The sequence below is a fragment of the Mesorhizobium loti genome (assembly GCF_013170705.1).
GTDB classification, from domain to species: domain Bacteria; phylum Pseudomonadota; class Alphaproteobacteria; order Rhizobiales; family Rhizobiaceae; genus Mesorhizobium; species Mesorhizobium loti_D.
The window spans coordinates 6,245,893-6,266,160 of record NZ_CP033334.1 but is presented as its reverse complement, the minus strand read 5'-3'; the positions used below and the strand labels follow the sequence as shown (position 1 = coordinate 6,266,160).

Sequence of the window (20,268 nt, the reverse complement as noted above, 5' to 3'; positions counted from 1 at the left end):
CGAGCACCGGATATGTCAGCGTCTGTTATTGAACTCAGTCAGATCGAGAAGGACTATCCTGGAGTCAAACCCCTGGACAAGGTTGATTTCGCCGTGCAACCCGGCGAGATTCATGCCCTTCTCGGCGAAAATGGCGCGGGCAAGTCGACGCTGATCCGCGTCATGGGCGGCGTGACCAAACCGAATTCCGGGACCATGACCTATCTCGGCAAGCCGGTTTCCTGGCAGTCGCCGAAGGAAGCACGCGCTGCCGGCATCCACGTGATCCATCAAGAGCTTGCTCTTTTTCCGGAGCTTTCTGTTGCCGAGAACATCCTGGTCGATACGCAGCCTCGCGGCATGCTGGGTCTCATTTCGAACCGCGCCCGCCACGTCCGCGCCGCTGAAATCCTCTCACAGCTCGGCGTCGACATCCCAACCCACGCCAGGATCGACGAATTGCCGCTTGCCGACCAGCAAATGGTCGAGATCGCGAAAGCCCTGGTCGGCAAGGTGCGGCTGCTCATCCTGGACGAGCCGACGGCGGTCATCGCCGGACGTGAGGTCGATCTTTTGTTCGAGAACATGCGGAGGCTGCGCAACGAAGGCGTCGGCATCGTCTACGTCTCCCATAGGCTGGAGGAAATCTTCGAGATCGCCGACACGGTCACGATCCTCAAGGACGGCCAGCTCGTCGGCACGAGCCCGGTAAGCGCGCTCACGCGCGAGGAGATGATCACCCGGATGGTCGGTCGCCGGCTCAGCCAGATCTATCCGCCTCGGCGTACCGCACGGGCGAGCGGCCCGGATGTGCTCGCCGTTCGCAATCTCAAGGCTGGTCCGCGCGTCCGTGACGTCAGCCTCAACGTCAAGGTTGGCGAAATCGTCGGCGTGGCCGGCATGGTCGGTTCAGGGCGCACTGAGGTCGCCGAGGCGATCTTCGGCACGCGCACCGTGGAGAATGGTGTGATCGAATTCGATGGCAAGCCATTTGCGGCGAAGCTTCCGAAGGGCTCGATACGCCATGGACTCGGTTTTCTGACCGAGAGCCGAAAGGACGACGGCCTGTTTCTCGGCCTGCCGATTTCCGCCAATATCGTAGCGCCCGACCTCGGCGGCATAACGAAACATGGCCTGATCGACCGCAAGCGGGAACGTGCGGTGGCCATGCGGCAGATCCAGGACTTTTCGGTCGCGACGCCGTCGCCTGACGTGAAGATCGGCAATCTCTCCGGTGGGAACCAGCAGAAGGTGTTGTTCAGCCGCTGGTCGCGCATCGCCAGCAGGCTGCTTATCCTCGACGAGCCGACGCGCGGGGTGGATATCGGGGCCAAGGTGGAGATCTATCGCATCGTGCGCCGGCTGGCGGATTCTGGCGTCGGCGTACTGATGATCAGTTCGGAACTGCCCGAAATCGTCGGCCTTTCCGACAGGGTCTTCGTGATGGCTCAAGGCTATGTCGTCGGCGAAATCAACGGCGATGCGCTCGGCGAAGAGGCGATCATGGATCTCGCGGTGCGATCTGTCGAGCACCGCAATGCGGAAATCGATCAGCGTGCGGAGCCGGTAGGATGAGTGCCATCACGATGGATCTTCGCCGCAACCGGCTGATGCTTTCCTATCTGATCGTGGCGGTGCTGCTGGTCCTGCTTGCGGTCGCCGGCGGCTTCCTGTCCGATCGATTCCTGACTTGGCGCAACATCGGCAACCTGTTCCAGCAGCTCATCGTGCTGGGCATGGTCAGCCTAGGCCAGACGTTTGTCGTGCTGATGGGCGGCATCGATCTGGCGGTCGGTTCGCTGGTTGGTGCGCTCACCGTCTTTCTGGCGAACTTCCTCGAATGGCGCCCCGATCTGGTGTGGCTTGCACTGCCGCTCGCATTGGTCGCCGCGACCGCTGTGGGCGCGCTCAACGGGTTGTTGACGGTTGTGCTGCGTGTCCATCCGTTGATCGTCACGCTCGGCATGTCCTCGATCATCTTCGGCGGAACGTTGATGTACCGCAAGGAGCCCGGCGGCTCCGTACCGCGTGCCTTCGCGGATATTGCCTATGCAAAGGTCGGCGGCGTTCCGCTCAGCGCCGTCGTGCTCGTCGCGATCTTCGCGCTCGCCGGGCTTTGGCTGCAGCGCACGCGCACGGGCCGCAGCATCTACTTCGTCGGCGGCGACCGGGAAGCGGCGCGGCTGAACGGGTTGCCGGTCGATCGCATCGTGGTGCTTGCCTACGCGCTGTCGGGCCTGTGCGCGGGCATAGCGGCGATTTTCCTGACTGCGCGAACTGGCGTTGGCGACCCGCGCATCGGTGCCGCGCTGACGCTGCAGTCGGTAACGCCGGTGGTGGTCGGAGGCACCATCCTGGCCGGCGGGAGAGGCGGCGTGCTTGGCACTTTCCTTGGCGTGCTGCTCGTCACCATGCTCAACAGCCTGCTGAATTTCGTCAATGTCTCGTCCTATTACCAGTGGGTCATCCAGGGTCTTATCATCATCATCGCGGTCGGCATCCACACACCAAGGCGGAGATAATGATGGCGCCTCTCGATACACCGATGCCGCGATCGCAAGGCATTTCCCTGGCGTCTGTCTTCGAGCGCTACGGGCTGGTGGTCTTCCTGGTCGCGCTGATGATCGTCGCGGCTCTCGCCTCACCGACCTTTCTGCGGCCGGCCAACCTGGTCAATGTGCTGACCATCGCGGCACCGCTTGGCATGGTTGTGATCGGTCAGACCTTCGTCATCCTGGTGCGCGGATTGGACCTGTCAGTGGCCTCGCTGATGGCGACGGTGGCGGTGCTGGCGACCGCTTTCAAGGCCACCACCAATGAAGCGATTCCGATGATCTTCATCGCCGCGATCGCCCTGTCGGCCGTGGTGGGCCTGGTGAACGGCTGGCTCGTCGCCAAGCGCAATGTCAGCCCCTTTCTCGCGACACTGGCGATGATGATCATCCTGCAGGGCATTCGTTTCGCCTATACCGGCGGGGCGCCGATCAGCACCTTGCCGCCGGGCATGGGCTTTCTGGCCTCTGGGCGGATTTTTGGCGTACCGGTCAATCTGATCACCCTGGCATTCCTGGCGATCGCGTTCGGCATCGTGTTGCACCGGTCACGCCTCGGCCGTGAGATATTCATGGTGGGAAGCAATCCGAAGGCCGCGTTCCTCAACGGTGTCGCGCCCGATCGCGTGGTCATCCTTTGCTACGTCATCTGCTCGGTCTGCGCGGGAATAGGCGGCCTGTTCCTGCTCGGCTATGTCGGTACCGTCTCGAACTGGGTCGGCCAAGGCTACGAACTGGACTCCATCGTTGCCGCCGTGATGGGCGGCGTGGCGCTTACCGGTGGGCGCGGCAACATTTTCGCGGCGCTGCTTGGCGTGGCTGTTCTGGTGGTGATCAACAATCTCGTGCTGCTGCTCGGATTTCCGATCGAGATGCAGCTCATCATCAAGGGCGTCATCATCATCGGCGCGGCGGCGTTTTATCGGACGCGGCTCGCCTGAACCGATGCTGCCGTTGGACCCCAAGGGAGGAAGAAAATGACCGTTGAAGTTCTGGCGGATCGCGGTGCACGGGCAAGGCGCGACGAGGAAGTGGATGTCGTGATCGTCGGGGCCGGCCCATCCGGCTCGGTCGCCGCGCTTCATCTGGCGCGTGCCGGCATTTCCGTTGTCGTGCTCGAACAGGGCGAATGGCCTGATTATGCCGACTATACCGGCGCGCGTCCGGAGCACGAGCTTGTCAGCACCAAGCTCTGGCATCCCAATCCCAACGTCCGTGACAATCCCAACGACTATCCCGTCGACACGTCGACGACGGACATCAACCCGCTGATGTTCGCCGGCGTCGGCGGCAGCGCGACGCTTTATGGCGCGCAGTGGATGCATTTCCTGCCGTCGGACTTCCGCGTGCGGTCGATGGACGGCGTGGCCGAGGACTGGCCGTTCAGCTATGAGGACCTGCTGCCTTACCAGCTTGAGATCGAGCGCGAGGTGGGCGTTTCCGGTCTCGCCGGCGATCCGGCCTATCCGCCTCGCGGCGCCTATCCCTTCCCGGCGCTGCCCATCGGCTCCGTCGGTCTGCGCGGTGCGCTGGGCATGGAAAAGATGGGCTGGCACTGGTGGCCCGGCAGCAATGCCATACCGTCGGAGACGTTCGGCGAACTCAATCCGTGCGTGCGCCGCGGGACCTGTCTTACCGGGTGTCCGGAGGGCGCGAAATCCACGACCGACCGGTCGCATTGGCCGTTGGCATTGAAAGCCGGCGCGCGGCTGGTCACCCGTGCTCGGGTCAAGGAAGTCGAGACCAACGAGCAAGGGCTGGCGACCGGCGTCGTCTATATAGACGCGAACGGCCGGGAGCGGCGCCAGCGCGCCAAGGTGGTCATCTTGTGCGCCAATGGCGTCGGCACGCCCCGGCTGCTGCTGATGTCGGGAGGGTCCAGGAATCCGGACGGCCTTGCCAACTCATCGGGCATGGTCGGCAAAAGGTTGATGATGCATCCCTTCGCCAGCGTGCTTGCCTCTTACACGGATCCGCTCGATTCCTGGCGCGGCCCCTTTGGCCAGCAGGTCTATTCGCTCGAGTTCTACGAGACCGACGAAAGCCGCGGCTTCGTGCGCGGTTCGAAATGGAACTGCATGCCCTCGGGCGGACCGGTCGGCGTATCCGGGGCAACCGGATCCAAGGTCTATGTCGCCGAGAGCGGCCGGTTCCAGGATTTCTGGGGCGCCAACCTGCACGAGAATGTGGCGCGCCGCTTCGGTCACTCGCTGATCTGGGGCATTGTCGGCGAGGATCTTCCCGAAGAGAACAACCAGGTGATCCTGTCCAAGGATCTGACGGACTCCGACGGGCTGCCCGCGCCGCAGATCGTCTACAAGGTCAACGAGAACTCCAACCGGCTGTTGAAGTTCAATATCGATCGCTGCCTGGAATCGGTGCGCGCCGCCGGCGCCATCGAGACTCTGGTTTCGACACCGGTGCGTGAATCGGGCTGGCATCTGATCGGAACCACCGTGATGGGTGACGATCCGAAGCGCTCGGTCGTCGACCAATGGGGCGCCTGCCACGACGTGCCCAACCTCTACGTCATGGACGCGTCGACCTTCCCGACCTCGGGCGCCACCAACCCGACGGCGACCATCATGGCGGTCGCGCTGCGCAACACGCGCCGCATGATCGCCGAACGCCGCAACCAGAAGGTGGCCTGACATGTCGAACGAGAACATCTTCTTCGCGCTCGCCGATTTCCTGATCCCCGCGCATGGCAAGATGCCGAAGTTCAGCGACGTCTGCGGCTACGCCGACGTCGAGAAGTCACTGGATTTTCGCACGGACCTGAAGCCGGGCTTTGCGCGCGGCATCACGGTCGATCCGGCCAGCGGCGCCGAGGCTTGCCTGGAAAGCCTCAACAAGGAGGATGGCGAAGCCTTCTCGGCGATCACAACGATTGCCATCGCCACCTACTACATGAGCCCGCGCGTGCGCGAACTGATCGGCTATCCCGGCCAGGAGAACGTCCCCTACGATTCAAAGGCGACGCAGATTTACCTGACCAACGGCTCGCTCGGCCACGTCATTGCGCGCGGCCGCAAATATCGGCCGACTCCCGGCCTTTGATCTCCCAATCAACGGAAAGGACAATCCAATGGGCAAAGATGTATTCGACAAGGGTTTTGAAATCCGCAAATCGGTTCTGGGCGCCGAATTCGTCGAGAAGTCCTTCGCCAGCGCCGACGATTTCAATCGTCCGCTACAGGAACTCGTGACGGAATATTGCTGGGGCGCCGTCTGGGGCCGCGACACGCTCGACAAGAAGACCCGCAGCATGCTGAACCTCGCCATGCTTGCCGCGCTCAATCGTCCGCACGAGCTGAAGATGCATGTCAAGGGTGCGCTAACCAACGGTGTGACCAAGGACGAAATCCGCGAAGTCCTTCTACAGGTCGTGATCTATGCCGGCGTGCCCGCAGGCGTGGATTCTTTCCGGGTGGCGCGCGAAGCTTTGCAGGAAGTCGGAGCATGACAACCCGTCCGCCGCTCGCCACGGAAAAGCTCTCCATGCTGATCAGCGGCCGCCCGGCCGCCGCGCGGTCGGGGGATTATTTCGAATCCTTCGATCCCTTCACCGGCAAGGCCTGGGCGCTCGTCCCGCGCGCCGGGATAGCCGATGTCGATGCGGCCGTTCAGGCAGCCGCGGCCGCGTTCCGTGGCGAGTGGCGGACAATGACCCCAACGGTGCGTGGACAGATCATGACGCGCTTTGCCGACCTCGTGGCGGAGGAGGCCGAGAACCTGGCCGTTCTCGAAACCCGCGACAACGGCAAGCTGATCAATGAAATGCGGATGCAGTGCAGATACATCCCGCAATGGTTCCGCTTCTTTGGCGGCCTCGCCGACAAGATCGAGGGGCGCGTCATCCCGATCGACAAGCCGGGCGTGTTCAACTACACGCGCCGCGAGCCGCTCGGGGTGGTGGCAGCGATCACCCCATGGAACTCGCCGCTGATGCTGGCGACATGGAAGCTTGCTCCCGCGCTCGCCGCAGGCAACACGATCGTCTGGAAGCCGTCGGAATTCTCCTCGGTGTCGGCATTGTTCTTCGGCCAGCTTTTCGAGAAGGCGGGCTTTCCCAAGGGCGTCGTCAACATCGTCACCGGCTTCGGGCACGAGATCGGCGACCGCCTCGTCACGCATCCCGATGTCGCCAAAGTGGCCTTCACCGGCGGCGACGCAACCGGCCGCCGCGTCTATCAGGCCGCCGCCGGCGGGCTCAAGAAGGTCACGCTCGAACTCGGCGGCAAATCCGCCAACATCGTCTTTGCCGACGCAAAGATGGACGCGGCCATTCCCGGCCTCGTTTCGGGCATCTTCGCCGCGACCGGGCAGACCTGCATCGCCGGATCGCGCGCACTCGTGCAGCGCTCGGTCTATGACCAGGTGACGGAGAAGCTGGTCGCCTTCGCAAAGACCGCGAGGATCGGCGATCCGCTCGATCCCGAGACCCAGGTGGGTCCGATCACCACCTTGCCGCAGCGCGCGAAAGTGCTCGATTACATCGGCATCGCCAATGGCGAGGGCGCAGCACAATTGCTCGGCGGCAAGATACCCGAGGACACGTCGATTGCCGACGGCTGGTTCGTCGAGCCGACGATCTTCGGCAACGTGAAGCAGTCCATGCGCATCGCCCAGGAAGAGGTCTTCGGACCGGTGCTGTCAGTCATTCCCTTCGACGACGAGGACGAGGCGGTGGCTATCGCCAACGACACCATCTACGGGCTTGCGGCCGGGATGTGGACGCAGGACCTCGGTCGGGCGATCCGCCTGCCCGAGCGGCTCGAGGCCGGCAGCGTCTGGGTCAACATGTACCGCGCCACCAGCTATCTCTCCCCTTTCGGCGGCTACAAGCAGTCGGGTATCGGCCGCGAGAACGGCCAGACCGCCATCTACGAATATCTTCAGGAAAAAAGCATCTGGATCGATGCAGGGAATTCCATTCCCGCGCCGTTCGTCCAGCGCTGATCGACCAGATGCTTCGGGAGGAAGCCATGACCATACGTTTCGATGCCGTGCCGCCACTCGATCCCAAGGTGGCGGCGTTCGTCGGCGGCAGCCATGCGATGCTTGTCGGCAACGCGTGGCTCCCGGCGGCCTCGGGAAAGACGTTGGATGTGGTCGATCCTTCGAACGGCCGGATCATTGCGGCCGTGCCGGCCGGCGACAGCGCCGATGTCGATCTGGCGGTCCAGGCCGCGCGCAAGGCGATCGACGGCCCCTGGTCCAAAATGGTGCCGGCCGAGCGCGCCAGGCTGATCTGGAAACTCGCCGATCTGATCGATGCCAATGTCGATATGCTGGCGACGCTCAATTCCTATGAGAGCGGCAAGCCGATCGGTGATTCCCGCAATGGCGAGGTGCCGTTCACGGCCGAGACGTTCCGCTACTATGCGGGGTGGGCCACGAAGATCAATGGCGAGACGATGACGATCAATGCGCCCGGCGACTGGCACGCCTATACCCGCCGCGAGCCGGTCGGCGTCGTCGGTCAGATCATCCCGTGGAACTTCCCGCTCAGCATGCTGGCCTGGAAGGTGGCGCCGGCCTTGGCGGCCGGCTGTACGATCGTGCTCAAGCCGGCCGAGCAGACGCCGCTCGGCGCGCTCTATTTCGGCAAGCTGGTCCAGGACGCCGGCTTTCCGGAAGGCGTGGTCAACATCCTGACCGGTTTTGGCGAAACCGTCGGTGCGGCGATGTCTGCCCATCCCGACATCGACAAGGTGGCATTCACCGGTTCGACCGAGGTCGGCAGGCTGATTGCCCGCGCCGCGACCGGCAATCTCAAGAAGGTCAGCCTGGAACTTGGCGGCAAGGCACCGACCATCGTGCTTGGCGATGCCGATATCGACATGGCGGTGGCCGGCGCCTCGAGCGCGGCATTCTTCAATGCCGGGCAGAGCTGCGGCGCGGGAACGCGCTTCTTCGTTCACAAGAAGATCTACGACAAGGTCATGTCCGGCATCGCCGAGCGGGCCGAAAAGCTGAAGCTCGGCGCCGGGCTTGATCCTGCGACGGAGCTTGGCCCCGTCGTCTCTCAGCAGCAGATGGAACGCATCACCCGGCTGATCTCGGAAGGCAGGAGCGATGGCGCCGAGATCGTCACTGGCGGCGCGCGTGCGGGCCACGTCGGCTATTTCGTCAAGCCGACGGTCATTTCCCGCACGCGGCCTGACATGTCGGTGATCCGCGAAGAGATATTCGGGCCGGTGGCCTGCGCGATGCCCTTCGACGACGACGACCTGGACAAACTCGCCAAGGATGCCAACGACACCGAGTATGGCCTTGCCGCATCGATCTGGACCAACAATCTAGGCGCCGCGCATCGGCTGGCCGCGAAGATCAAATCCGGCACGGTCTGGGTGAACTGCCATAACTTCAACGACGTCACCATGCCGTTCGGCGGGTTCAAGCAATCGGGCTGGGGGCGAGAACTTGGCGAACAGGCGCTCCAGCTCTACACCGAGACCAAGACCGTCGCGATCCGGCTGCCATAGGCGAGGGGGCGGCCGATGTCCTGCTACGAGACGATCGATGCGCGATTCGGGGATTTGATCGATCCGGTCGCATTCCTCGAAACCATCCACACGGGAAATCGCTGGGCGGAGGGACCTGTCTATTTCGCCGACCTCCGCTCGTTGATCTGGAGCGATATTCCCAACGACCGCATGCTGCGATGGGACGAGGAGACGGGGGCGGTTTCGCTGTTCCGAAGCCATGTCTCCAACCCGAACGGCAACACGCGCGATCGCAACGGAAGGCTGGTCACCTGCATGCAGGGGGAACGCCGTGTCGTGCGTACCGAATGGGACGGCTCGATCACGGTGCTGGCCTCCGCTTACGATGGCAAGCCGCTGAACTCGCCGAACGATGTGGTCGTGAAGTCCGACGGCAGCATCTGGTTCACCGATCCGAACTACGGGATCATCTCCGATTATGTAGGGCGCAAGGGCCTGCAGGAGCAGCCGGGCTGCCGCGTCTACAGGATCGATCCGCTATCGGGAAAGATCACCGTCGTTGCCGATGATTTCTCCATGCCGAACGGGCTCGCCTTCTCGCCCGACGAGAAGCACCTTTACATTTCGGACTCCGGTTTTCTAACCGACCGCGGCGCTCCGCATCACGTCAGGCAGTTTGACGTCGACGGCGACAGATTGGCGAATTCCCGCATCTTCGCCGACATATCGCCTGGCATTCCGGATGGTTTTCGCGTTGATGTTATGGGCAATCTCTGGATCAGCGCATGGGATGGCGTACAATGCCACACGCCCGAAGGTGAACTCATCGGGAAAATCCAGGTGCCGGAAATGGTTGCGAACCTGGCCTTTGGCGGGCCGCGCAACAATCGGCTGTTCATCACGGCGACAACATCGGTCTATGCCGTGTTTCTGAATGTCCGAGGCCAGAAGTACGCGTTCGGTACGTGACACGGACACCACTGGGGGGCTTGGAAGCGCTGCGGCGGCGGATGGTTGGGGTGAGAGTTGGACACGAAGCAGCTACAGGTATTCATCGCCGTCGGTGCGGCTGGCAGCTTCTCGAAGGCCGCACTCGACCTCAGCGTCACCCAGCCGATGGTCACGCGCCATATTCGCGGGCTTGAGGAGGAGCTCGGCGTCGAGCTGTTCTATCGCAACGGACGCGGTGTCGTCCTGACCGAGGCGGGCGTGCTCCTGAAGGCTCATGCCGACGAGATCGTCGAGCGGATGCGGCTGGCGCAGAATGCAGTCTCGAACCTCAAATCCTCGCCGAAGGGAAGGTTGGTGCTGGCCGTGCCGCCTTCGGTCGGCACCGTGTTGACGGTGCCGCTGGTCAAGAAGATCAAGAACGAGTTTCCCAATGTCGCGCTGCAGGTGATCGAGGGCTTCAGCGGCCATATCCTGGAATGGCTGATTGCCGGCCGCATCGACGCCGCCGTGCTCTACAATTCGCCGAACCATCCGTCCGTGCTGACTGAACCGCTGGCCGATGACGAGCTTTTTCTGATCGGACCGGTCTTGTCAGAGCGCGTGCTGCCGCGCGCGCCGGTCGGCCTCGACATCTTCGCCGAGTTGCCGATGATCCTGCCCAGCCGCCCGCACGGGCTGCGGCGGCTTATCGACAACACCTTGGCGGAGCATGGCATCTATCCGCGTGTCGAGATGGAGCTGGAGGCAATGCCGTCAACCTTGCTTCTGGTCGAGGAGGGCACAGGCTATACGGTTCTGCCCTATGCTTCCGTCCATCTCCTTGTCGAGGCTGGCCGCATCGAGGTCTGGCCATTCGACCCACCGATCACCCGACAGCTGATCCTCGCGACCTCGTCGCAGCGACCGATGTCCTCGAATTTTCGGCCGCTCTTCCGCGCGGTGCGCACGGAACTGCGGGACATCATGTCCACCCACATCTGGAAACCGACAACTTATCCTGAATGAGTGTTGGTGCCGTCATCTGCTGGCCGTCGCAGACGCGGCGGCCGGCTCGATCGACCGGGTCGCGGACATCGTCAAGGTCCTCGGACTTATCAACGCGTCCCCCAGATTTCACCGACCATCCCGCTGTCATGAACGGTTGTTCGGACCTGCTCGTTTCCGTGTTTGGAGAACAAGGCATGCATGCCCGGTCGACCATTGGAGCAGGTTCACTGCCCAACCAGATCACGGTGGAACTCGAGATGATCATTGCGCTCGCGGTCGATTGAAAATCGTGTGGTGGCTCGGCATCGCGCTCGCAAAACGGAAGCCATGCCTCGCCTTGATCCCCACGCTCCCCAATCATCTCCGCAGCGCATCGATGTGCGCGCTCTACATCTCCGTCACGAACTTCGTCCGCAGATAGGCGTCGAGGCCTTCGATGCCGCTCTCCGAGCCGTACCCGGATTCGTTGACGCCGCCGAACGGCGTTTCCGGCGTCGACACCATCATGTGGTTGACGCCGACCATGCCGGCCTCCAGTGCCATCTCGGTCTTCTGCGCGAGGCTGAGATTGCGGGTGAAGACAAAGGAGGCCAGGCCATAAGGCAGCGAATTTGCCCGTTCGATCATGCCGTCGAAGGTTGAGAAGGTGGTGGTCGGCGCGATCGGCCCGAACGGCTCTTCGGACATGATGCGCGCGGCATCCGGAACATTCTTCAGCAAGGTCGGAGCGTAGAAATAACCCTTTTTGCCGATCCGCTTGCCGCCGGTGACGACGCTCGCTCCCTTCGCTGTCGCATCGCTGACGAAGCCGTCCATGGCGTCGAGCCGTCGCGGCGCGATCATCGGGCCCATCTGCACGTTTGCGTCGAGGCCGTCGCCGATCTTGAGCTTTTCGGCGCGTGAGGCGAAGCCTTCGATGAAGCGGTCATAGATAGCGTCATGCACGTAAAAGCGGGTTGGCGAGGTGCAAACCTGGCCGGCATTGCGGAACTTGAAGGCGACGAGCGTATCGAGCGTCTTGTCGAGATCGGCGTCCTCATAAACGATGACGGGGGCGTGGCCCCCCAGCTCCATGGTGCAGCGCTTCAGCGTATCTGCCGCCTGTTTCTGCAACAGCTTCCCAACGGCCGTCGATCCGGTCAGCGAGACCTTCTTCGGGATCGGCGAGGCGATCAGATAGGACGAGACCTTGGCTGGTTCGCCGAACACGATGTTGAGCACGCCCGCCGGCAGTCCGGCGTCCTGGAAGCAGCGGGCGATGGCGACCGCGGTCCCCGGCGTTTCCTCCGCCGGCTTCAGGATGATCGAGCAGCCGGCGCCGAGCGCACCTGAAATCTTGCGGATGACATTGCTGGCCGGAAAGTTCCAAGCGGCGAAGGCGACGACAGGCCCGACCGGCTCCTTGAACACCATCTGCCGCACGCCGGGCAGCCGGGCAGGGACGATGCGGCCATAGGCGCGCTTGCCTTCTTCCGCATACCAGCGGGTCGCGTCCGCCGCGAACTGCACCTCGCCGGTGGCCTCCGCCAGCGCCTTGCCGTTCTCCATCGTCAGGACACGCGCGATGGTCTCCTTGCGCTGCTCGATCAGGTCGGCGGCCTTGTCCATGATCGCCCAGCGCTGCATCGCGGTCATCGTCTTCCACAGCTTGAAGCCTTTGAGCGATGCGGCGAGAGCACGGTCGAGGTCGGCCTCCGTGACATGCGGCACGGTGGCCAGCACCTCCTCGGTGGCGGGATTGATCAATGGTTCGGACTTGCCGTCCGACCCTTGGCACCACACGCCGTCAATCAGCAGCTCGATCGTCTCTGGATACATGTTCCTGGCCCTTTCAGCCCGGCGGGCGCGGAAAGCCGCCGGCGGATTGCACGTCACAAGAAAATTTCCGCGATGACTTGACCTGTACATTGTATACAGTATGGTGTCGACATGATTTTAGCGCGCATCCAGAAATTGTCGGTCGCCATCCCGGAGAATCTCGCTGAGATGCTCGAGGAAGAGATCATCTTCGGCCGCCTCAAGTCGCGGGAGCGGTTGACCGAGGAAATGGTCGCCGCGCGTTACGGCGTCAGCCGGTCGCCGGTGCGCGAGGCGCTCAGGCTGCTCGAGCGCGACGGCCTGGTAATGCGCGAGGCCAGGCGCGGCATCTGGGTTTCACCGATGTCGCAGCGCGATTTCGACGAGGTCTATACCTGTCGCATCGAACTCGAAGGGCTGGTCGCCAAGCAGGCGGCCGAATCCGCCGACATCGAAAAGAAGGCCGAATTCAAGAACCTCTTGTCGGAGCTGAAGCAGGCACAGGCCAGGAACGATGCACGGCAGTTCTTCATCGTCGACGTCCGCGGCTCTCTCCTGACCTACACGCTGGCCGGCAACAAGACGCTGACACGCCTGCTAGGGGGTCTGGAAAAGCAGGCCTTGCGCTACCGCTATCACGCCTACGAGCAGGATCCGAAGATCATCCAGCTGTCGCTGGACGACACGGCCCGCATCTATGATGCGATCACCGCAGGTGATGGCGAAAGCGCCAAGGCCATGACCGAAAACCTCATCCGGGAAATCTGGCAAAGCATGCGGGCCGGCATTCGCGACGCGTTCGGAGAGGGCTAGTCCGTGTCCAGCTTCTCGTCAGCGTTCAGCGTCATCGATTCCCATACCGCCGGCCACCCCACGCGCGTCATCCTCGGCGGCGTTCCGAAACTCTCCGGTTCGAGCGTGCGGGAGAAGCGGGACCATTTCCGCCGGCGCTTCGACCATCTTCGCCCGGCGCTGCTGCATGAACCGCGCGGCCATGCCGCCATGGTCGGTCTGGTGCCGGTCGCCTCCGATGTCGCCGATTATGGCGCGTTCTTCATCTCGTCCTATGTCTATCTCGATATGTGCGGTCACGGCACGATCGGCCTTGCCAGGACGCTGGCCTTCACAGGCCAGATCTCTGTCGAAACGGGCGACAGCTTCACGCTGGAAACGCCTGCGGGCATCGTGACCGTTCATCTGATCTGGAACAAAGACGGTTCGCTGGACCGGGTGCGCATAGCCAACGTCCCGAGCTATGTCGGGCTGGAGCGCTTGAGTGTTTCCGTCGAAGGCATTGGCAAGGTTGATGCCGCGATTGTCTATGCCGGCATGTGGTATGCGCTGGTGGACGCCGCGTCGCTCGGCTTCAAGCTGACCCCGGACAATGCATCGGTCTTGATGCAGGCCGGCGCCAGGATCAAGGACGCGATCAAGGCGGCGATGAAGGACCTGCCTCTGCTGGCGGGTGCTGCCGCGCCGAGCGTGCTTTTTCACGATGCCGACAGCGCGCATTCGGCGACGCATTTTCTTGTCCTGGAATCCAACAAGTTCGACCGCTCGCCTTGCGGCACCGGCACCTCGGCGCGCCTGACCTATCTGCTCGGGAAGGGGCTGATCAGCCCCGACCAGACTTATCGCGCCAGGAATATCTTCGGCATTCCGTTCGAAGCGCGCCTGCAAAGGCGCGTCGAGGAGCAAGGCCGCGAAGCGATGATCATCGAGATCGAGGGCTCGGCCTTCATTACCTCGACCCAGACAATCTACTTCGAGAAGGGCGACCCCCTCTCGAAGGGATTTCTAGCCCGCTAACCACAAATAACTCAGAAAGGGGAATGACATGAAATTCACGGTAATGCGTACGTTCATGGCCGCTTTGACCATCGGTCTTGGCCTGCTCACCGCGCCGATCGCTGCTTCCGCCGACGACAATCCGTCCGCCGTCATCGACCAGATCCGTGCCAGCGGCGTGCTCAAGGTTCCTGTGATGACCGGCGAAGAGCCGGGCTATATCAAGGATCCGGCCACCGGCCAATGGAGCGGCTTCTACTACGAATTCCTGGGCGAGATCGCGACCCAGCTCGGCGTCAAGCTCGAGCCTGTCGAGACCACCTGGGGCAATCTGGCCGCCGACTTCCAGTCCAACAAGATCGACATCGCCATCGGCGTCAATCCGAACCCGAAGCGCGGTCTTGTCGTCGACTATCTATGGGAGCCGCTGTTCACCGACGCCTGGGCCGTGCTGACGCCTCCCGGCAAGCCGGTCAAGACCTGGGCCGAGCTCAATTCGCCCGACAAGACCGTCGTCGTCCAGAAGGGCAGCACCATGCAGGTCGTCGCCGAAGCGCTGCTGCCGAAGGCCAAGATTACACCAGTGGAAGATCGTGGCCTGGCGTTGATGGAACTGCAGGCCGGCCGCGCCGATGGCGTCGTGCTTTCCATCTTCGATGCGCTGCAGATCACCAACCAGAAGATCGGCAATGTCTCGCTGCCCGAGCCGATCCTGCGCAATCCGGCAACGCTGGCCGTCGCCCGCAAGCCGGGCAATGCCGGCTACATCAACTTCCTGACCAACTGGATCCTGCAGGAGCGTTCGCTCGGCCTTGCACAGGGCAAGCTTGCCCGCTCGTGGGAAGCCCGCGGCATCGACCTGTCGATCCTTCCGGCAGGGTTCTCCTTCTGATCGCAACAGCCTGACCGCCGCCTGGTGCGGCGGTCAGGCCACCACTGGACGTGCATCGAACCAGTGAGGACGCCATGTTCGACTATACAGTGATAACCAACAATATCGGGCTGCTCTGGCAGGGCCTGCTGATGACGCTCTACTTCACCGTCATCACCATCGGTGCCGGCATGCTGATCGGCCTGTTCATCGGGCTTATCCAGCTCAGCACGTTCAAGCCGCTGGTCATCCTCGGCCAGATCTATGTCGAGTTCTTCCGCAACATTCCGCTGCTCGTCACGCTGCTCTGGGTCTATTACGCCTTCCCGATCTTCGCCGGCATCAATGTCACGAAATTCTGGGCCGGCTTCATCGGGCTGAGCTGCTACGTCGGCTCCTTCTACGCCGAAATCCTGCGCGCCGGCGTCCAGTCGGTCGATCCCGGCCAGACGGATGCGGCGACCGCGATCGGCATGTCCTATGGCCAGCGCATGCGCCGGATCATCCTGCCGCAGGCATTCCGCAAGATGATCCCGCCCCTGGCGGGCCAGTCGATCATCCAGATGAAGAACACCACGCTGCTGTCGATGATCACGGTTCCGGACCTTCTCTATCAGGCGAGCTACATCTCGAGCTTCACCTATCGGCCGATGGAGGTTTACACCGCCGTCGGCGTCATCTTCCTGATCATCCTGATCCCGCTGACCCTCTTGTCCAGGAAACTCGAAAGAAGAGGGAGCCTGAAATGAGCGCCATTGAACCAAGCGCCGTGACGGACAAGAGCGACAAGCCTGTCCTGCGGCTGGACGGGATCTGCCTCAAATTCGGCGACAAGCGTGTGCTGAACGGCATCGATCTCTCGGTCGTCGAAGGCGAGGTGGTGGTGCTGATCGGCGCCAGCGGGTCGGGCAAGACGTCGTTGCTGCGTTGCATCAATCTGCTCAACATGCCGACCAGCGGCAGCATCGTCATCGATGACGAAACGCTGTTCGACAGGAGGGCCGATGGCAAGGGCGCCCAGATACCGGCCCAGGAGGTCAACCGCATCCGCTCCAAGACCGGCATGGTCTTCCAGCAGTTCAATCTCTTCCCGCACATGACGGCGCTCGAGAACGTCATGGAAGGCCCGGTCATCGTCAAGAGGGAGCCGAAGGAGCAGGCACGCCAGAAGGCGCTGCGACTGCTCGATCTCATGGGGCTGGGGCAGCACGTCGAGAAATATCCGCGCCAGCTTTCCGGCGGCCAGCAGCAGCGCGTCGCGATCGCGAGAGCCATGGCCATGCAGCCGAAGGTGATGCTGTTCGACGAGCCGACCTCGGCGCTCGATCCCGAACTGGTCGGCGAAGTCATGAAGGCGATGGTCGAGCTGGCCAGGAGCGGCATGACCATGGTGATCGTCACCCACGAGCTAGGCTTCGCCTTCGAGGTCGCCGACCGGGTCGTATTCCTCGATCAGGGGTTGGTGGCGGAGCAGGGGCCACCAGCCAAGGTGCTGCTGCATCCCGAACATCCGCGTCTGAAGACATTTGTCGGACGCTTCCATGAATCGGCGGATCTGCTTCGCCCGTTCCTCGAGGCGCGTGAAGCCGAGAAGGCGTGCTGAAGGCACGCCGCTTCACGCGAAAACAGCCAAGCGGACATCGTCGAATGCGCCCCCCTTTCGAGCTGGCCGCAAAAGGAAGACATCAATGACACTGAGTTTCGATCCGGCCACCATCGCCATTCCCAGGGGACATCATATCGGCGGGCAGTCCATTGAGCTGCCTGGCGCGGAGATCGAGGTTCTGCGCCCTTCCGATCTCCAGCCCATGGGGTTGATCACCGATGGCGGGGAGGCCGCGGTGCAGCAAGCCGTCGATGCCGCGAAGAAGGGGCTGGCGCAAAGCCGTTGGGCGAAGATCGCGCCACGCGATCGCGCCGCCGTGCTCATGCGCTTCGCGGCGCTGATCGAAGAGAACGCGACCTATCTCGGACAGCTGGAAGCGATGGGGTCGAGCCGGCTGATCTCGATGACGATCGTCCGCGACGCGGTACGTACCGCCGGCGTCGTGCGCTACTACGCCGAGTTCTGCGACAAGATCGAAGGCACGGTCACCGCGACCGAGGCGAATGCGCTGAGCATCGTCAAGCATGAACCCTACGGCATTGTCGGCGCGATCGTTCCATGGAATTTTCCGATGATCACCGCCGCCTGGAAATTCGCCCCGGCGCTGGCCGCCGGCAATGCGGTGGTGATGAAGACGTCGGAGCTGACGCCACACAGCCTTCTGGCATTGGCGGAGCTTGCCGCCAGGGCCGGCATTCCCGCCGGTCTGTTCAATGTCGTCAACGGCTATGGTCATACGACCGGTGCGGCGATCGTGCGCCATCCCGACATCCTGAAAATCTCCTTCACCGGCTCGACGCAGACCGGTGCGGCGATCATGACGCTCGCTGCCCAGTCCGGCATCAAGCCCGTCACGCTCGAACTCGGCGGCAAAAGCCCGCAACTGGTGCTGGCCGATGCCGGCGACATCGATGTGGTGGCCGGCCGCGTCGCTGCGGCGTTCATGGACAATGCCGGCCAGGTCTGCACGGCCGGTTCGCGGCTGATCGTCGAGGACAAGATCGCGGATCAACTTCTAGAACGCGTCATTGCCCGGACCAAGGCGATCAAGGCGGGACCGACCTGGGACGAGACGACCACCTTCGCGCCGATCATCAGCCGCAAGCAGCTTGAGCGCATCGATACGATGGTGCGCGCCAGCATCAGCGAAGGCGCCTCGGTCATCACTGGCGGCACGGTGCTGGAAGGACGCAACGAAGGCAGTTTTTTCTCGCCGACGATCCTCGAAAATGTCGCCGACGACAATATCGGTTTCAAGGAGGAGTTCTTTGGTCCGGTGCTGACGGTGCGCACCTTTGCCGATCTCGACGAAGGCCTCGCCCTGGCGGCGCATCCGGTCTACGGGCTCGCCGCCAGCGTCCACACCACGGACATGAAGAAAGCGCTCAAGGCGGCCGATTCGATCGAGGCCGGCATGGTCTGGATCAACCAGCACGGGCGCGGCCCGGAGTTCACCTACCCGGCCGGCGGCTACAAGGGGTCCGGCTTCGGCAAGGACATGGGTCGTGCCGGCGTCGAGGCGTTCCTGCGCCAGAAGGCCATCTGGGCCAACTACGCCTGAGCGAGCGCAAGCACATGCAATTCGATTACATCATTGTCGGCGGCGGCTCGGCGGGTGCCGTGCTCGCCAGCCGTCTCTCGGAGAACGGCACGAAGCAGGTCGCGCTTTTCGAAGCCGGGCCCGACACGCCGCCGGACGACGTTCCGGAGGTCATTGCCGACAGCTATCCCGGCCTGTCCTATTTCGACCCGAAATACCATTGGACGGAGCTACGCGTCTTCAACCGCTCGCCCAAGCAGAATGCGCAGGTGGTCAAGATGGCCAAGCTCGAACAGGCCAAGGTGATGGGCGGCGGCTCCAGCATCAACGGCCAGTTCGCGGTGCGCGGCATGCCGCACGACTATGACGAATGGGAAGGTCTCGGCTTGCCCGGCTGGGGATGGGACGGCATGCTGCCCTATCTCAAGAAGCTGGAACGCGATCTCGATTTCGATGGCGAGCTTCACAACAAGACCGGGCGGATTCCGATCCGCCGCGTCTTTCCGCAGGACTGGGCCGGCTTTACCCGATCCGTCCTCAAGGTGACGGAAAGCGACTATCCCTACCGGCCGGACTACAATGGCAGTTTCGAGGACGGCTCGTTCCCGCTGCCTTTGTCGAACGAGAACGACCGCCGCGTCTCGACCGCGATCGGCTATCTGGACGCCGAGGCGCGTGCCCGCAAGAACCTGCACATCTTCGCCAATGCCTTCGTCGAGAGACTGGTGACCGAGGGGACGCGCATCACCGGCGTCGAGGTCACGATCGCTGGCCGCACGAAGATTCATCGCGCCAACGAGACGATCGTTTCAGCTGGCGCCCTGCATTCGCCGGCCATCCTGATGCGCGCTGGCATCGGTCCGGCGGCGCAGCTGAAGCGGCTGGGCATCGACGTGGTCGCCAACCGCCCCGGTGTCGGCGAGAACCTGACCGATCATCCGCATCTGGCCGTCGGCGCGCATTTCAAGAAATCCGCGCGGCTCAAGCCCGGTCAGCGGCGCCACATATTTCTGGGCGTCAGATACTCTTCGAACCATGCCAACTGCCATCCCGGCGACATGCTGCTGATGCCCGTCAACCGTGCCGGCTGGCATCCGCTCGGCAAGGCGATGGGCGCGCTCAATGTCTGCGTCAACAAATCCTATTCGCGCGGCACCGTGACGTTGAAGTCCGCGGTGCAGACCGATGAGCCGATCGTCGATCTGAACATGGCCTCCGACGGCCGCGACCTGATGCGCCTTGTCGATGGCTTCAAGCGCATCTGCAAGATCATGCAGTCGCCAGACGTCCAGCAGCACGTCAACACCTGGTTCCTGGCCGGCTACAGCGACGAGGCGCGTGCACTCAGCGTCCGCAAGCCGTCGAACTGGATCAAGACCGCAACCGCGGCCTACCTCTTCGACTACGCGCCGTTCTTCCGCGAAACCTTGCTCAAGCGCAAGTTCGGCACCACCGACCGCATCCAGGCGATGCTCGGCAATGAAGAGCTGATCGCCGATTGGGTCAAGCAATCCGTCTGGTCGGGCTGGCATGTCTCCGGCACCTGCAAGATGGGCGCCGACGGCGATCCGTTGGCGGTGCTGGATGCCGAATGCCGCGTGCGCGGCGTGCAGGGCCTGCGCGTCGTCGATGCCTCGATCATGCCGACGATCATCGCCGCCAACACCAACATCACCACCATCGCCATCGCTGAAAAAGCGGCGGACCTGATTTTGAATTCCCGACAATAGCAAAGGACCTCAAGG

18 protein-coding genes are annotated in these 20,268 nt (G+C 62.9%); 17 read left to right on the top strand and 1 reads right to left on the bottom strand.

Annotated features, from left to right (window positions below; all coding sequences use genetic code 11):
• The first annotated feature begins 12 nt into the window (after positions 1-12).
• The 10 genes from EB815_RS30505 to EB815_RS30460 are packed head-to-tail and all read left to right on the top strand — an operon-like array spanning position 13 to position 10,939.
• The gene (locus EB815_RS30505) at positions 13-1,554 is read left to right on the top strand and encodes a sugar ABC transporter ATP-binding protein (protein WP_056565184.1); all 1,542 of its coding nucleotides are present in this window, start codon (positions 13-15) and stop codon (positions 1,552-1,554) included.
• Positions 1,551-2,501, top strand: coding sequence for an ABC transporter permease (locus EB815_RS30500; protein WP_081294650.1), 951 nt, complete (start codon positions 1,551-1,553; stop codon positions 2,499-2,501). The genes EB815_RS30505 and EB815_RS30500 overlap by 4 nt, the downstream gene beginning before the upstream one ends.
• 2 nt (positions 2,502-2,503) lie before the next feature.
• Positions 2,504-3,472: an ABC transporter permease gene (locus EB815_RS30495; protein ID WP_056565801.1), complete on the top strand. Its 969-nt coding sequence runs from the start codon at positions 2,504-2,506 to the stop codon at positions 3,470-3,472.
• Positions 3,473-3,508: 36 nt separating this feature from the next.
• The gene (locus EB815_RS30490) at positions 3,509-5,182 is read left to right on the top strand and encodes a GMC family oxidoreductase (RefSeq protein ID WP_056565181.1); all 1,674 of its coding nucleotides are present in this window, start codon (positions 3,509-3,511) and stop codon (positions 5,180-5,182) included.
• Position 5,183: 1 nt separating this feature from the next.
• Positions 5,184-5,591: a hypothetical protein gene (locus tag EB815_RS30485; RefSeq protein WP_056565178.1), complete on the top strand. Its 408-nt coding sequence runs from the start codon at positions 5,184-5,186 to the stop codon at positions 5,589-5,591.
• A gap of 28 nt (positions 5,592-5,619) precedes the next feature.
• Positions 5,620-5,997 (top strand): carboxymuconolactone decarboxylase family protein, encoded by a 378-nt coding sequence (locus EB815_RS30480; protein WP_056565175.1) that lies wholly within the window; start codon positions 5,620-5,622, stop codon positions 5,995-5,997.
• Entirely contained in the window at positions 5,994-7,493 is a 1,500-nt protein-coding gene (locus EB815_RS30475; protein ID WP_155772361.1) for an aldehyde dehydrogenase, read from the top strand. Before EB815_RS30480 ends, EB815_RS30475 begins: the two co-directional genes overlap by 4 nt.
• A 26-nt stretch (positions 7,494-7,519) precedes the next feature.
• A complete protein-coding gene (locus tag EB815_RS30470; protein WP_056565795.1) occupies positions 7,520-9,022 on the top strand; it encodes an aldehyde dehydrogenase family protein in 1,503 nt (500 codons plus the stop codon).
• A gap of 15 nt (positions 9,023-9,037) precedes the next feature.
• Positions 9,038-9,952, top strand: a complete 915-nt coding sequence (locus tag EB815_RS30465) for an SMP-30/gluconolactonase/LRE family protein (RefSeq protein WP_056565172.1) — start codon at positions 9,038-9,040, stop codon at positions 9,950-9,952.
• A 57-nt stretch (positions 9,953-10,009) separates the two neighbouring features.
• On the top strand, positions 10,010-10,939 hold the full coding sequence (locus EB815_RS30460) for a LysR family transcriptional regulator (RefSeq protein WP_056565168.1): 930 nt from the start codon (positions 10,010-10,012) through the stop codon (positions 10,937-10,939).
• 369 nt (positions 10,940-11,308) lie between these two features.
• Here EB815_RS30460 and EB815_RS30455 read toward each other — a convergent pair whose 3' ends face one another.
• Complete coding sequence (locus tag EB815_RS30455) at positions 11,309-12,739, bottom strand: NAD-dependent succinate-semialdehyde dehydrogenase (protein WP_056565165.1); 1,431 nt, start codon at positions 12,737-12,739, stop codon at positions 11,309-11,311.
• 111 nt (positions 12,740-12,850) lie between these two features.
• Here EB815_RS30455 and EB815_RS30450 point away from each other — a divergent pair, with 111 nt between their 5' ends.
• The 7 genes from EB815_RS30450 to EB815_RS30420 all read left to right on the top strand — a co-directional run bounded on the left by EB815_RS30450 (position 12,851) and on the right by EB815_RS30420 (position 20,253).
• Positions 12,851-13,531, top strand: coding sequence for a GntR family transcriptional regulator (locus EB815_RS30450; RefSeq protein ID WP_056565162.1), 681 nt, complete (start codon positions 12,851-12,853; stop codon positions 13,529-13,531).
• A gap of 3 nt (positions 13,532-13,534) precedes the next feature.
• On the top strand, positions 13,535-14,527 hold the full coding sequence (locus EB815_RS30445; RefSeq protein WP_056565159.1) for a proline racemase family protein: 993 nt from the start codon (positions 13,535-13,537) through the stop codon (positions 14,525-14,527).
• Between the two features lie 28 nt (positions 14,528-14,555).
• Positions 14,556-15,398, top strand: a complete 843-nt coding sequence (locus tag EB815_RS30440; protein ID WP_056565156.1) for a transporter substrate-binding domain-containing protein — start codon at positions 14,556-14,558, stop codon at positions 15,396-15,398.
• 74 nt (positions 15,399-15,472) lie between these two features.
• A complete protein-coding gene (locus EB815_RS30435; protein ID WP_056565153.1) occupies positions 15,473-16,126 on the top strand; it encodes an amino acid ABC transporter permease in 654 nt (217 codons plus the stop codon).
• Entirely contained in the window at positions 16,123-16,980 is an 858-nt protein-coding gene (locus EB815_RS30430) for an amino acid ABC transporter ATP-binding protein (protein WP_056565150.1), read from the top strand. The genes EB815_RS30435 and EB815_RS30430 overlap by 4 nt, the downstream gene beginning before the upstream one ends.
• An 85-nt stretch (positions 16,981-17,065) precedes the next feature.
• Entirely contained in the window at positions 17,066-18,544 is a 1,479-nt protein-coding gene (locus EB815_RS30425; protein ID WP_056565147.1) for an aldehyde dehydrogenase family protein, read from the top strand.
• A 14-nt stretch (positions 18,545-18,558) separates the two neighbouring features.
• Entirely contained in the window at positions 18,559-20,253 is a 1,695-nt protein-coding gene (locus EB815_RS30420) for a GMC family oxidoreductase (protein WP_056565143.1), read from the top strand.
• Positions 20,254-20,268: the final 15 nt, after the last annotated feature.

Excerpts from the sequence above, each read along its gene's own strand:
- EB815_RS30480 (WP_056565175.1), top strand. The coding sequence starts at position 5,620 with ATGGGCAAAGATGTATTCGACAAGGGTTTTGAAATCCGCAAATCGGTT.
- EB815_RS30475 (WP_155772361.1), top strand. The coding sequence starts at position 5,994 with ATGACAACCCGTCCGCCGCTCGCCACGGAAAAGCTCTCCATGCTGATC.
- EB815_RS30455 (WP_056565165.1), bottom strand. The coding sequence starts at position 12,739 with ATGTATCCAGAGACGATCGAGCTGCTGATTGACGGCGTGTGGTGCCAA.
- EB815_RS30435 (WP_056565153.1), top strand. The coding sequence starts at position 15,473 with ATGTTCGACTATACAGTGATAACCAACAATATCGGGCTGCTCTGGCAG.
- EB815_RS30430 (WP_056565150.1), top strand. The coding sequence starts at position 16,123 with ATGAGCGCCATTGAACCAAGCGCCGTGACGGACAAGAGCGACAAGCCT.
- EB815_RS30495 (WP_056565801.1), top strand. The coding sequence starts at position 2,504 with ATGGCGCCTCTCGATACACCGATGCCGCGATCGCAAGGCATTTCCCTG.
- EB815_RS30500 (WP_081294650.1), top strand. The coding sequence starts at position 1,551 with ATGAGTGCCATCACGATGGATCTTCGCCGCAACCGGCTGATGCTTTCC.
- EB815_RS30420 (WP_056565143.1), top strand. The coding sequence starts at position 18,559 with ATGCAATTCGATTACATCATTGTCGGCGGCGGCTCGGCGGGTGCCGTG.
- EB815_RS30485 (WP_056565178.1), top strand. The coding sequence starts at position 5,184 with ATGTCGAACGAGAACATCTTCTTCGCGCTCGCCGATTTCCTGATCCCC.
- EB815_RS30470 (WP_056565795.1), top strand. The coding sequence starts at position 7,520 with ATGACCATACGTTTCGATGCCGTGCCGCCACTCGATCCCAAGGTGGCG.
- EB815_RS30425 (WP_056565147.1), top strand. The coding sequence starts at position 17,066 with ATGACACTGAGTTTCGATCCGGCCACCATCGCCATTCCCAGGGGACAT.
- EB815_RS30450 (WP_056565162.1), top strand. The coding sequence starts at position 12,851 with ATGATTTTAGCGCGCATCCAGAAATTGTCGGTCGCCATCCCGGAGAAT.
- EB815_RS30505 (WP_056565184.1), top strand. The coding sequence starts at position 13 with ATGTCAGCGTCTGTTATTGAACTCAGTCAGATCGAGAAGGACTATCCT.
- EB815_RS30490 (WP_056565181.1), top strand. The coding sequence starts at position 3,509 with ATGACCGTTGAAGTTCTGGCGGATCGCGGTGCACGGGCAAGGCGCGAC.
- EB815_RS30440 (WP_056565156.1), top strand. The coding sequence starts at position 14,556 with ATGAAATTCACGGTAATGCGTACGTTCATGGCCGCTTTGACCATCGGT.
- EB815_RS30465 (WP_056565172.1), top strand. The coding sequence starts at position 9,038 with ATGTCCTGCTACGAGACGATCGATGCGCGATTCGGGGATTTGATCGAT.